Source organism: Roseateles chitinivorans, assembly GCF_050632145.1.
GTDB lineage: Bacteria > Pseudomonadota > Gammaproteobacteria > Burkholderiales > Burkholderiaceae_C > Roseateles > Roseateles chitinivorans_B.
On record NZ_CP192577.1, the window covers coordinates 1,365,000 to 1,377,644 of the forward strand.

Annotated in this window: 7 protein-coding genes and 2 pseudogenes; 4 read left to right on the forward strand and 5 right to left on the reverse strand. The window is 70.6% G+C overall.

The window, feature by feature from the left end; genetic code table 11:
• Window positions 1-378: 378 nt before the first annotated feature.
• Both ACQ86G_RS06345 and ACQ86G_RS06350 read right to left on the reverse strand, forming a co-directional pair.
• Window positions 379-2,100, reverse strand: a complete 1,722-nt coding sequence (locus ACQ86G_RS06345) for a diguanylate cyclase domain-containing protein (RefSeq protein ID WP_431259805.1) — start codon at window positions 2,098-2,100, stop codon at window positions 379-381.
• A gap of 123 nt (window positions 2,101-2,223) precedes the next feature.
• Window positions 2,224-3,756, reverse strand: a complete 1,533-nt coding sequence (locus ACQ86G_RS06350; protein WP_431259806.1) for a CoA-acylating methylmalonate-semialdehyde dehydrogenase — start codon at window positions 3,754-3,756, stop codon at window positions 2,224-2,226.
• A gap of 259 nt (window positions 3,757-4,015) precedes the next feature.
• On the opposite strand from ACQ86G_RS06350, the gene ACQ86G_RS06355 reads away from it, so the two are divergent.
• The 3 genes from ACQ86G_RS06355 to ACQ86G_RS06365 all read left to right on the forward strand — a co-directional run bounded on the left by ACQ86G_RS06355 (window position 4,016) and on the right by ACQ86G_RS06365 (window position 7,919).
• The gene (locus tag ACQ86G_RS06355; protein WP_431259807.1) at window positions 4,016-4,924 is read left to right on the forward strand and encodes a LysR substrate-binding domain-containing protein; all 909 of its coding nucleotides are present in this window, start codon (window positions 4,016-4,018) and stop codon (window positions 4,922-4,924) included.
• Window positions 4,925-5,076: 152 nt separating this feature from the next.
• Window positions 5,077-7,482, forward strand: a complete 2,406-nt coding sequence (locus ACQ86G_RS06360; RefSeq protein ID WP_431259808.1) for a S8 family peptidase — start codon at window positions 5,077-5,079, stop codon at window positions 7,480-7,482.
• On the forward strand, window positions 7,479-7,919 hold the full coding sequence (locus tag ACQ86G_RS06365; protein ID WP_431259809.1) for a hypothetical protein: 441 nt from the start codon (window positions 7,479-7,481) through the stop codon (window positions 7,917-7,919). Before ACQ86G_RS06360 ends, ACQ86G_RS06365 begins: the two co-directional genes overlap by 4 nt.
• Before the next feature lie 33 nt (window positions 7,920-7,952).
• Here the strand turns inward: ACQ86G_RS06365 and ACQ86G_RS06370 are convergent, their stop codons facing one another.
• Window positions 7,953-8,324, reverse strand: a complete 372-nt coding sequence (locus tag ACQ86G_RS06370) for a GNAT family N-acetyltransferase (protein WP_431261348.1) — start codon at window positions 8,322-8,324, stop codon at window positions 7,953-7,955.
• 111 nt (window positions 8,325-8,435) lie between these two features.
• A pseudogene (locus ACQ86G_RS06375) lies at window positions 8,436-8,885 on the reverse strand (GNAT family N-acetyltransferase); the annotation flags it as partial.
• 526 nt (window positions 8,886-9,411) lie between these two features.
• Between ACQ86G_RS06375 and ACQ86G_RS06380 the strand changes: the two are divergent.
• Window positions 9,412-9,900, forward strand: a pseudogene (locus tag ACQ86G_RS06380) (YecA family protein); the annotation flags it as partial.
• 204 nt (window positions 9,901-10,104) lie between these two features.
• Here the strand turns inward: ACQ86G_RS06380 and ACQ86G_RS06385 are convergent.
• The gene (locus ACQ86G_RS06385) at window positions 10,105-12,618 is read right to left on the reverse strand and encodes an alpha/beta hydrolase family protein (protein WP_431259810.1); all 2,514 of its coding nucleotides are present in this window, start codon (window positions 12,616-12,618) and stop codon (window positions 10,105-10,107) included.
• Window positions 12,619-12,645 lie beyond the last annotated feature (27 nt).

The following is a 12,645-nucleotide window of genomic DNA, read 5'->3' on the forward strand; positions in this document are numbered from 1 at the left end:
GCGCAAGCGCACCAGCCCCGGGGAGGGAGGTGGAGGACGAAGGCTTGCGGGATCGGCTCCGGGGTCGCGCGACGCGGGCAACAGGCGTTGCCGGGCGCGATGGAGCGGAAGATCAGGCTGGCTGGACGCTCATCGACAGGGATTTACCTGCCAGATGAGAACTGTTCTCATTGTAGAAACAGTCTCGAGAGGGGCTGAGGCAAAACCTGTCACCTTGTGCGGTCTTCAGGCCGGGCCTCGTTCGAATCCCAAGCGCGGGCCAAGCGCGGGCTCTCCACGGGGCGTGGGGCGCCCCTCCAGGGACTCCAAGCCCCATGCCGGCCCCAGTGGGAGTCGTTGATCTCGGCGAGAAGAGATCCGCGCGGCAGCGTGGCCGGGTCAAGCCAGGGCGACGCGGTTGCGGCCGAGGTGCTTCGCGCGGTCGACGGCGGCGCTGGCGCGCGCGATGAGGAGATCGGTCGCGTAGGGCGGCGCGCTCGCCAGGCCCATGCTCAGCGTCACGTCCAGGCCCGGCGCGAGCTCGTTCCACGGATGCACCGAGACGCTGGCGCGGATGCGCTCGCAGACCTCGAAGCCGCGGTCCGCGATGGTGTCGGGGAACACGACGAGGAACTCCTCGCCGCTCCAGCGCAGCAGCAGGTCGGAACCGCGCGTGTTCTCGCGCAGCAGTTCGGCGAGTTCCTGCAGCACACGGTCGCCGATCTCGTGACCGTGGCGCTCGTTGATGTTGCGCAGGCCGTCGGCATCGATCAGGGCGACGGTCAGCGGCCGGGATTCCTGCTCCGCCGTGCGCAGCAGCGGCGGCAGGCGCGCCTCCAGGCAGCGACGGTTGCCCAGACCCGTCAGCGGATCCTTGAACTCGGCGGCATCGCGTGCGGCGACGCTGGCCGGGTCGGCAGCGAATTCCGCCTCCATGCGCGAGACGAAGTACTGCGATTGCGCCATCAGTTGGGAGACCGCACGGCGACGCTCCAGCGTGCGCGCCTGCTCGAGGTGGAACAGCGACGGTCCCAGCAGCGCGAGCGCCTTCGCGGCTCGATAGCTGGCCTGGTGCAGGCGCACGCGCAGGAACAGCGGGACGTCGCTCAGCGGGGGATGCCCCGGCGTCGTGGGCGTGGTGGGCGTGGTGGGCGCGATGGGTGTCGCGGGCGTGGCCGGCACGTGACCGCTCGCGCCCTGTTCGGTCTCGTCGCGCAGGGCCTGCAACTGCTGCCAGGCGGCGGTGGCCTGGCCACGCGCGAGTTGCAGCTCGGCGAGCATGCAGCGCAGGCGCCAATCCAGCAGCCGGAAGCCCGCTCGCACGCACTCGTCGCGAGCCTCCGTCAGCAGCGGCTCGGCTTCGTCGAGACGCCCCATCAACAGGAGCACCTCGCCGAAGTTGGAGGCGGTCAGCGCGATGCCGTAGCGGTCGGCGAGTTGCAGCGAATGCGGCCGCGCTTCGCGGGCGAGTTCGAGCGCGCGTTCGAGCGTGCGCGTCGCCTGCTCCGGTGCGGCGCCGTCGCGCTGCAGGTGGTAGGCGCCGATGGCGACGGTGCACAGGTTGGTCAGCGTGACCACGCGTTCGAACGGCGTGGCGTTGGTGCGGAGCAGGCCCGCGGCCTCGCTCATCAGGCGCTCGGCCTGCCACGGGTCGCCCATGCGCTCGAAGCAGGCGCCGAGCCCGTTCAGCGCGACGGCGTGCAGCCGCACGTCGCCGAGCTCGCCGGCGAGCTTCAGCGCCTCATGCGCGCAGGCCAGTCCTTGTTCGTAGGCGCCGAGCTCGCAGGCCGCGAGGCTCATCCAGCGCAGCAGCTCGCACATCGCGGGGCTGGCGCCCAACGGACGCATCAGGCGCAGCGCGCGCTCGCCGACGTCGAGCATGCCGGGCAGGTCGCCCATGCGCAGCCGGAAGAAGCTGCGCAGCTTGCCGGCCTCGGCCTGCTCGTTGATGAAGCCCTCGGCATCGGCGCGGGTCCAGATCGCATCGGCCAGCACGACGCCGTCGTCGAGCCGCGCCTGCTGCTGCGCGAGACGCGCGCGCTCAAGCAGCTCGCTCAGCGGCAGGCCGTCGAAGGCAGCCGCGGAGGTGGGATCGGAAGAGGGGACACCATGCGGAAACATCCGGCAAGGTTAGCCCAACATCGACGCGATCCCGGCAGAACGCCGAGCATCGCGTGGGCATCAGTTGCCTGGGGACATCATTCGCGGACGGATCCCGCCAGCGAGGTCATGCCGCCGCACCGCTCACTTGCTCGTCGGCATCACGAACTCGGCGCCCTTGGCGATGCTGGCGGGCCAGCGCTGCATGACGCTCTTCTGCTTCGTGTAGAAGCGGACGCCCTCTTCGCCGTAGGCGTGCATGTCGCCGAAGAGGCTCTTCTTCCAGCCGCCGAAACCATGCCAGGCCATCGGCACCGGGATCGGCACGTTGATGCCGACCATGCCGACCTGCACGCGACGCGCGAACTCGCGGGCGACATTGCCGTCGCTGGTGAAGCAGGCGACGCCGTTGCCGAACTCGTGCGCGTTGACGAGGTCCAGCGCCTCGCCGAAATCCTTGACCCGCACGCAGGCGAGGACCGGGCCGAAGATCTCTTCCTTGTAGATGCGCATCGTCGGCTGCACGTTGTCGAACAGCGTGCCGCCGGTGAAGAAGCCGTCGGGCAGTCCGTCGACGCGATGGCCGCGGCCGTCGACGACCAGCGTCGCGCCTTCCTCGACGCCGTGGGCGATGGTGCCCTCGATGCGATCGCGCGCCTCGCGCGTGACGATCGGCCCCATCTCGGCGTCGAGCGCCATGCCGTTCTTGATCTTGAGCGCCTTCGCGCGCTCGGCCAGCAGCGGCACGATGCGGTCGCCGACGTCGCCGACCAGCACCGCGACCGAGATCGCCATGCAGCGCTCGCCGGCGGAGCCGTAGGCGGCGCCGATCAACGCATCGACGGCCTGGTCGATGTCGGCGTCGGGCATGACGACCATGTGGTTCTTCGCGCCGCCGAGCGCCTGCACCCGCTTGCCGTTGCGGGCGCCCGTCTCGTAGATGTACTGCGCGATCGGCGTGGAGCCGACGAAGCTCAGCGCCCGCACGTCGGGATGGTGCAGCAGCGCGTCGACCACCTGCTTGTCGCCCTGCACGACCTGGAAGATCCCGTCGGGCAGGCCGGCCTGCTTGAAGAGCTCGGCGATGGCCAGGCTGGGCGACGGATCGCGCTCGCTGGGCTTGAGGATGAAGGCGTTGCCGGTCGCGATGGCCAGCGGCGCCATCCACATCGGGACCATGAACGGGAAGTTGAACGGCGTGATGCCGGCGACCACGCCCAGCGCCTGGCGCGTGGTCCAGTTGTCGATGCCGGTGGAGACCTGCTCGGTGTAGTCGCCCTTGAGCAGCTGCGGCACGCCGCAGGCGAATTCGACGACATCGATGCCGCGGCTCACTTCACCCTGCGCATCGGTGAAGACCTTGCCGTGCTCGGCGGTGATCATCGCGGCGAGGCGGTCGCGGTGCTGGTTCAGCAGCTCGAGGAACTTGAACATCACGCGCGCCCGGCGCAGCGGTGGCGCGTCCGCCCAGGCGGGGAACGCGGCCTGCGCGGCGGCGACGGCGGTGTTCACGTCGTCGGCGCTGCCCAGCTGGAGCTGCCGCGCCACCTGCCCGGTCGCCGGATTGAAGACCGCCTGGCTGCGGCCGGACGTGGCCGGCACCCGCTCGCCGGCGATGAAATGGGTGATGTCGGCACCGTCGGTGAAGGCGGCGGGGGCGTTGGCGGACGAGGTCACGGCGGTCTCCTGCTTCTGGGGCCCTCGCTGCCGCGCGGACCTGTTGGGGTGGGAACGAGTCTAGGCACCGCCCCCTCCCCTGCCTAGCCCAGATCGCCAACCACATTGTTCGATAGACTGAACAATCATGACCCGCCGTTCCCCCTCCCGCCCCCTTTCCCCTTCGGCCCTGGGTACCGGGGTGTCTGCAGCGACCACGCTTGCGGCGCCGCAGGAAGCCGCAGGCTCCGCGCCCCTCCGGGGCGACGCACGGGATGAGTTGCTGTGGTCCCAGCTGCAGGCGCTGATCGCGGTGGCGCGGCTCGGCAGCTTCACCAAGGCGGCGCAGCGTCTGGGCCTGTCGAAGGCGGCGATCAGCCAGCGGGTGGCGGAGCTGGAACGGCACCTCGACCAGCAGCTGGTGCAGCGCACGACGCGTTCGGTGCGTCTCAGCGAGGCGGGATCGCGGCTCGTCGAACAGGCGGAGCCGGGTCTCGCGCTGCTGAGCCGCAGCCTGAGCGAAGCGCGCGAGGCCGCGGGCGCACCGCGCGGGCTGCTGCGCGTGACCGCCCCGGTGGCGCTCGGCAGGCAACACGTGGCCCCGGCGCTGCCGGCGTTCTTCGAGCGCTATCCGGAACTGCGGATCGAACTCGACCTGTCGGACCGGCTGGTGCCGCTGGCGCAGGAGGGCTTCGACCTGGCGATCCGGCACACCAGTGCGCCGCCGGAGACGCATGTGGCCTTCAGGCTCTGCGGCTCACGCGCGTTGCTCACGGCAAGTCCGGCCTATCTGGAGCAGGCCGGCGTTCCGCAGCATCCGGCGGAACTGGCGCGACACCGCTGCCTGCCCTACCTGCGGCCAGGGCCGGCGCAGTGGTTCTTCGAACGGCGCGACGGTGATGCGGAGCCCGAGCGCATCCGCGTGCCGGTCCAGGGCCACGTCCGCGCGAGCAACAGCGAGGTGCTGCGGGACGGGGCACTGTCAGGCCTCGGCATCGCGCTGCTGCCGGACTTCAGCGCACGGGACGCGATGCGGGAGGGCCAGCTGGTCGAGGTGCTGCCCGACTGGCGCGCAGTCGGTTTCTTCGGCGATGCGATCTACGCGATCCACCCGTGGAGCAGCCACACCCCACAAGGGGTGCGCCTGCTGATCGACCACCTCAAGGGAGTCATGCGCGAGGGGTATTGACCGGCCTCCCCCACAGTGGGGAGCTACCCCTTACCCGTGGGGCCTCCACCTCCCTCCCATGGGGGCAGTCATCCCTAGAGCGACAGTTTTTTGCGCGGCGCCGCCGCCGAAAGTCGCCCCGGGCGGTCGATGTTGGCCGTCAGGAGACAGGTATGAATTCGTTGTCAACGATGCGTCGTCGCATGGCCGCCTGGGCGGCCCTGTGCGGTGCAACCGCCGCCCTGCTGGGCATGAACCCGGCCGCGGCACAAACCCTCAAGCCGGACGCCGACCTGGTGCCGGGCGTGCAGTTGCGCACGGGGGAGACCCTGCGCGTGGCCGGTTATGCCGCGCTGCGGGCGAAGGCCTTGCAGTCGCCGCGCAAGGTGCGCGTGATCGCCAGGCTGTCCGCCCTCGCGACCGGCGACGGCGTCAGCGCCGAGCCGCTGCGCGCCCTGGGCGAAACGCCCGCCATCCGCGTCGCGCGTGACCAGCTGGTGCTGCGTCTGCGGGCGCGCGGTGCGGAGGCCGTGGCAGGCCTGCCGGACACCGCGCTGGTGGTGATGGAGGTGGACGCCGCGCAGCTGGACGCGCTCGTCGCCAACGGCGAGGTGGCCGAACTCACCGAGGACGTCCCGGTGCCGACGACGCTGGCCGATTCGGGCCCGCTCGTGCGGGCGCCGCAGGCCCAGGCGCTCGGCGCCCGGGGTGCGGGCACCACGGTCGCGATCCTCGATACCGGCGTGCAGTCCAACCATCCGTTCCTGACCGGACGCGTGGTGGAGGAGGCCTGCTTCTCGACGACGTCGGCGGCCAACAACTCGACTTCGGTGTGCCCGGGCGGCGCCTCGAGCAGCACCGCCGCCGGCTCCGGCGCGGCCTGCGCGATCAGCGGCTGCGACCACGGCACGCACGTGGCCGGCATCGCGGCGGGCCGCGCCAGCGGCGCCACCACCTTCAACGGCATGGCGCCCGACGCCGGCATCATGGCCATACAGGTGTTCTCGCGCTTCACCGACTCACCGGGGAACACGCCCTGCGCGAGCCAGGGCAAGGCCTCGCCCTGCATCCTGAGCTTCACCTCGGACCAGATCCGCGGCCTGCAGCGCGTGCTGGAGCGGGCCGCCGCCCGCAACATCGTCGCGGCCAACATGAGCCTGGGCGGCGGCGTGAACGCGGCGGCCTGCGACGCGGACGCCCGCAAGGACGTCATCGACGACCTGCTCGCGGCGCGCGTGGCGACGGTGATCGCCTCGGGCAACAACGGCGCGTCGACCGGCGTCAGCGCGCCGGGCTGCATCTCGACCGCGGTGACGGTGGGATCGACGACGAAGACCGACGGCATCTCGAGCTTCTCCAACAGCTCGACGCTGGTCGACATCCTGGCACCGGGATCGAGCATCAACTCGTCGGTGACCGGCGGCGGCTTCGGCGTGAAGAGCGGCACCTCGATGGCGACGCCGCACGTCGTGGGCGCCTTCGCCGCGATCCGCTCGATGGTGCCGGGCGCCAACGTCAACGACATCCTCGGCGCGCTGCAGTCGACGGGCGTCGCGATCACGGACAGCCGCAACGGCGTCACGCGCCGCCGGATCAACATCGAGGCGGCCGTCAACCAGCTGGCGCCGCAGCCCTTCGCGCTGTCGGCCGGCATGCTGTTCCAGATGCACGCCAACGGCCGCATCTGGGCCCATACCGGCGTGGCCTGCTCCGGCACCGCGTGCCCGGGCTGGGTGCTGCTCGACGCGAACCCCGCCACACGCGCGATCGCGGCCGGCGGCAACGCGCTGTACCAGCTGCATGCCGACGGCAAGATCTGGCGCTACACCGGCATCCGCTGCGGCGGCGCCTCCTGCCCGGGCTGGCAGATGCTGGACAACAACCCCGCGACCAAGCAGATCGCGGCGGGCGGCACGGCGCTCTACCAGCGGCATGCGGACGGGAAGATCTGGCGCTCGACGGGCGCCGCCTGCTCCGGCAACAGCTGCCCGGGCTGGACGATGCTCGACAACAACCCGGCCGCGGTCGACATCGTCGCGGACGGCACGCGTCTCTACCAGCTGCACAACACCGGCGCGATCTGGCGGTCCACCGGCACGGCCTGCTCGGGCAGCAGCTGCCCCGGCTGGACCATGCTCGACAAGAACGCGCACACCAAGGCGCTGGCGGCGGCGGGCGGACAACTCTTCCAGCTGCATGACACCGGCGCGATCTGGCGCTCCACCGGCGTGGTCTGCTCGGGCAACAGCTGCCCCGGCTGGACGATGCTGGACAACAACCCGGCGGCGCGCGAGATCGCGGCCAATGTCGGTGGTCTGTTCCAGCGCCACGCGGACGGCAAGATCTGGCGCTCCACCGGTGCGGCCTGCTCGGGCAACAGCTGCCCGGGCTGGACGATGCTCGACAACAACGGCGCCACGGTGCAGATCGAGGCGACCGCGAGCGGCCTGTTCCAGCGGCACGGCAACGGCCGCATCTGGCGGTCGACCGGCGCGGCGTGCTCGGGCAGCAGCTGCCCGGGCTGGGTGATGCTGGACAACAATCCGGCCACCAGCACCATCGTCACGGCGCAGCCATGAAGTCCCGGTCACCGCGTCTGTCCCGCATCCCCCTGCCGGTCGGACTGATCGCCGCCCTGGCGGTCATGGCCGCCGTGGTGGTGGGGGAAGGCGGCGCGGTGGTCGGCGGCCCGGGCGCGACGGCGGCCTCCGCCGCCCGCCCGGCGGCTTCCCAGCAGGAGTGTTCCGCGATGGATCGCATCGAAGGCGCCGAGGCGCTGCTCGCCACCATGGACCGCACGCCGACCCAGACCGTGCGCGTGCTCATCAAGGCGAGGTCGGGTCCGAAGGTGTTGGCCGACCTGCGGCGCGCATTGCAGGCGGAGAAGGTGACCATCGATCCCGTCGGTCACGGCCCCTGGCTGGTGGCGGAACTGGATGCCGCTCAATTGCGGGCGCTGCTGGCGACGTGCCAGGTGCTGGCCGTCCAGCCTGATCAAGCCGCGCCGACGGTCTGACGTCCGCTTCCCGCGACCGGCCTGCCGTCGGCCCTAGCCGAGCGTCCGGGCCATGTACCGGACCCACCCGATGCGGCCCTGCTCACGCACGCCTGCGTCGATGAACCCGGCCTTCTCATAGGCACGCCGTCCGGGCGTGTTCCCTTCGTCGACCGAGAGCACCAGGCGCCTCGCCTCCGGCCACTGCTGCCGGACCCAATCGACAACGGCACGGAGCGCCAAGGTGCCGAAGCCCTTGCCCTGGTGCGCGAGGTCGATCCGCATCGCGCTGATGACGGCGTCCGACGCCTGCGCCCAGGCGGGCAGGCTCGCGCCGCGCTTCAGGACGAGGAAGCCGACGATCGGCTGTTCGACGATCGCCAGCCCGGCCACCTGGCCCTCCGCGCTGGCATCGCACACCTGCATGGCCCGCTCGACACTGCCGGCGAATTCGATCTGCTCCTGGGTCACCGACAGCGCCGAGACGGCCTGCCGTTCGGCATCGGTCAAGGCATCCCAGGACTTCAACGAGATGAGAGTCTCGGCGGGACGCAGGTAGTAGCAGTCGAACTCGCCTTCGTCGACCAGCGCGAACCCGTGGCGCTGATAGAAGCGATTCGAGTCGCTCTGCTTCAGCGCACCGACCCTGACCGGCAGCCCGAGCCGCCGCGCTTCCTCGAAGACGTCCGCCAGCACCGCCGCGCCAAGCCCGCGACCCTGGCTGGCCGGATCGATGTAGAGGTGGTCCAGCGACAGGTACGCCGTCTGCGGCGTCGTGACGACGAAGCCGACGCGCCGTCCGTCGACGACGATGTGGCGCGTGCGTGCCGGGTCGAAGCTCGACAGGAAACGCTCTCGGGCACGCTGGGGATCGAAGCGGCCGATGCGCTCGAGGCTTTCGCGCATGGCAGCGATGCGCAGGGCGACAAGTGCTTCGGCGTCGTCGGCGCTCACTGGCGCCAGATGCACCTGTTCAGGCGGAGTCATCAGCGTGGACATGGCGCGGGATAGTAGCGTCGCGAAAGGTCCTCTTGACCGACCCACAAAAAGGACGCCCGACCAGCAGAGCTGACCGGGCGTTGCAAGTCCTAGAAAGGACGTCGTTGGGATCGGTGCCGTCCATCGGGGCCTTGCGGACCGCGCCGTTGGAGGGCGTGAGATGAACTCTAGGGCGAACCCTGAGCATGCGGCATCCCCTCAAGGTGGGATACCTGCATGAAATGGTCAGCAGGTGTAAGAGCAACTCCGCATTACGAAAAAACTCGCCAGCCTTGCCTCTTCCGGACCATGACTTCCGTGCGGCGGCGAACGGAAGACCGGCGAACCCCCTGCCTGGACGGGCCCGCCCGGATAATCACAATCCATGACCGCGCCCAAGCACCCCAACAAATCCGCGCCTCGCCGGCCCGCCCCGAAGACTTCCGGGGGACCCGCCAAGGCCGGCACGCCGTCGCGGGGTCCGCGGCCACAGCAGGGTTTTGCGCCATCGGGGCCGCCCGCGCCGTCCGCCGCCATGGCGCCCGCCGCGCCGCCCGAAGCCTGGAGCGATGCCGATCTCGAAGAGCTTCAATCCCTGCTCGACGAGGTGCCCGCGCCGCTGGAACCGCTCGACGTCTCGATGCTCGACGGCTTCCTGGTCGCGGTGATCCTGCAGCCCAAGCCCGTCCCGCTGTCCGACTGGTGGCGCTGGGTGCTCGACTCCGAGGAAGGCCGGCCCGCCCCCGCCCGCTACGACGCGCGGCCGCTGCTGCAGCTCGTCCAGCGCCGCGAGCACGACCTCCGGCTGGCGATCAATGATCGCCAGTGGTTCGATCCGTGGGTCTTCGAACTCGATGAGGACGCGTCGGCCTCCGAGACCGTGCTGCCGTGGGTCGCCGGCTTCGCGCTCGCCGCGGACCTGTTCCCCGCGCTGATGAACCTGGACGAGACCGAACTCACCGAGCCGCTCGCCCAGCTCTACATGCATCTGGACCCCGACGACCTCGAGGATGCGGACGCGCTGCTCGTGGAAATCGAGAGCCTGGAGCCGCCGGAAGAGCTCGACGACGCGGTCGAAAGCCTGGTGCGCGCCAGCCTGCTGCTGGCCGACGTGTCCCGGCCGATTCCCGCGTCCAAGCCGCAGCGGCCCGGCGGCCACCGCGGGGGCCGGGCGGCCGCGGCGGACCACCGCCGCGTCGCCTGCGCTGAGGTCGTCGGCGCTCCGCCTTCAGGGCTGAGGAATCGGAGCGCCGGGTCCGACCTGGCGCTTCATCCACTCGCTCATCTCCCAGAGCGTGTGACCCACCGACTCGCGCGCCGAGTAGCCGTGCGACTCGAACGGCAGCGTCACGTAGCGCACCGAGCCGCCTGTGCCCGCCAGCGCCTGGTACAGCCGCGCGCTCTGGATCGGGAAGGTGCCCGAGTTGTTGTCCGCCTCGCCGTGGATGAGCAGCAGCGGCTCCTTGAGCTTGTCGGCGTAGTTGAACGGCGAGAGCTTCTGGTAGACGTCCTGCGCTTCCCAGTAGGTGCGACGCTCGCTCTGGAATCCGAAGGGCGTCAGGCTGCGGTTGTAGGCGCCGCTGCGCGCGATGCCCGCCTTGAACAGGTGGGTGTGCGCCAGCAGGTTGGCCGTCATGAACGCGCCGTAGCTGTGGCCGCCGACGACCATGTGCTCGCGGTCGCTGACGCCGAGCTCCACCGCCTTGTCGATGACCGCCTGCGCGTTGGCCGTGATCTGCGCGATGAAGCTGTCGTTCACCGTCTTCGGATCGCCGACCACCGGCATCGTCGCGTCCATCAGCACCACGTAGCCGTCCAGCAGCAGCATCAGCGGGCTGGTGTTCGCGAAGCTGTTGAAGCGGTTGCCGGAGCCGCTCACCTGGCCCGCCGTCGAGGCGTCGGTGTACTCGAGCGGATAGGCCCAGACGAAGGTCGGGCGGCGCTCGCCGGCCTTGTAGCCCGGCGGCTTGTAGAGCCAGAACGAGAGCTCCACGCCGTCCGCGCGCTTGAAGCGGACGAACTCGCGCTGGATGTCGCGCAGTTGCGGCGAGGGATCCTTGGCCTCGGTCAGCACCTGGGCCGTCGCGAGCGCCGCGCCGCCGCGCAGCATCACGTTGCCAGGCTCGCTGGCGCTCTCGCGCACCGTCAGGACGCTCGCGCCTTCGGTGTCGAGCACGGCCAGCGGGCGCTCGTAATGCGCGCTGTCGCCGCCGTTGGCCTCGGAGCCGGACTGGAACACCCGCGTCTTCCTGTTGTCCGCCAGCACGAGCCGGTCGATGAAGGGCTTGTCGCCCTCCGGGCTCGCGCCGGTGCCGAAGTACCAGATCGCATCGCCGTCCAGTCGCACCACCGCGCGTCCCGTCGACTGCATGCGATGGACCGGCGTGCCGGGGTCGCGATAGCGGTCCCGCACGGAGCGCTCGATCAGCGACTGCGCCGGTGACGCCCCGTCCATGGCGACGAGCGCCGTCGACGTGCGCATCTTCGCCAGGTCGAAGTCCTGCACCAGCGCCTGCCTGCCGCCTTCGAGGAACTCGAGCCGCGAGAGCCGCTGCGGCACGCGATGCACCTCGCGTGCCTCGCCGGTGTAGGGCGCGTCCAGGCGCATCAGCCGGTCGCGATGAGGCACCTGGGCGCGGTTGTCGCCGCCGTCCAGCGCCTCGACCCAGTACACCGCGCCGTCCGCGCCGGGCGACGCGAAGAAGTTGCGCGGGCCGGTGATCACGCCTTCCACCGGCACGCCCTCCTTCAGCTTCACCTTGCCGATGGACGCGACCTTGCCGTCGACGCCGCGGACCTCGGCCTGGGCCGCGAAGTCGTCCCAGCCCACCTGGTAGCTGAACGGCGGCAGCAGTCGCATCGTCAAGACCTGACCCGGCGTGCCGAGCGCTTCGAGATGGCTGAAGAGTGCGGGCTCGCCGACCGGCCGCACCGCGCCGGAGTTCAGGTCGATGCGCGCCAGCTGCGAGGTCGCGTGATGCGCGAAGACGGCCGCCTCCTGCGCATTGGTCAGCAGGTCCTGCTGCGTGCGCTCCGGCGAGTTGCGCGCGATGGATTCCTGGATCGACGGCCCCGACGGCGCGGCGAAGGTCGGCGCCGGACCGCGCCTGGCCGGCACGGTCAGCGTGACGAGCTCATGGTCGTTGAGCCACACGACGTCGTTCTCGAGCATCGTGTGCAGCTTGAGCCTGGGCACCGCCTTGAGCCTGCCCGTCGCGACGTCGCCGACCCACAGCTCGACGGCCGTGTCCGTGCGACGGTTCAGCAGGAAGCGCTTGCCGTCCGGCGAGAAACGCAGGTGATGGAACGCGCCGCCCGTCGGCAGCACGACGGGACGTGCCACGCCGCTCGCGCCGTTCTGGAGCGGTCGCAGCGACAGCGACTCGATGGTCGTGATCAGTTGCGGACTGTCGGTGGCCGGGTCGTAACGCAGCCCGGCCTGACGCAGCACGGGCCGGGCCAGCTCGACGATCGCACGGGACTTGCGGTTGACGATGATGGCCAGCGTGCGCTGGTCCGGCGAGACCTGATAGACCGGCAGGGCCTTGGCGTCGAGCACCGCGCGGATCGCCTCGGACGGCTGCTGGTAGATCTGTGCCAGGGTCGCCGCGGAGGTCAGGGCCGAGGTCGACGCGGCCTCTTCCGCCGGTGCCGCGATCGCGGAAAGACCACCGAACGCGGCGGACAGGGACAGGGTCAGCGGAATCAGCGGGATCAGCGACGAGGCGCGAGGCTTGGGCATGTGTCGACACCGTGAAGACAGGGGAAG

Excerpts from the sequence above, each read along its gene's own strand:
- ACQ86G_RS06370 (WP_431261348.1), bottom strand. The coding sequence starts at position 8,324 with ATGCAGGTGTGCGATGCCAGCGCGGAGGGCCAGGTGGCCGGGCTGGCG.
- ACQ86G_RS06385 (WP_431259810.1), bottom strand. The coding sequence starts at position 12,618 with ATGCCCAAGCCTCGCGCCTCGTCGCTGATCCCGCTGATTCCGCTGACC.
- ACQ86G_RS06345 (WP_431259805.1), bottom strand. The coding sequence starts at position 2,100 with ATGTTTCCGCATGGTGTCCCCTCTTCCGATCCCACCTCCGCGGCTGCC.
- ACQ86G_RS06360 (WP_431259808.1), top strand. The coding sequence starts at position 5,077 with ATGAATTCGTTGTCAACGATGCGTCGTCGCATGGCCGCCTGGGCGGCC.
- ACQ86G_RS06365 (WP_431259809.1), top strand. The coding sequence starts at position 7,479 with ATGAAGTCCCGGTCACCGCGTCTGTCCCGCATCCCCCTGCCGGTCGGA.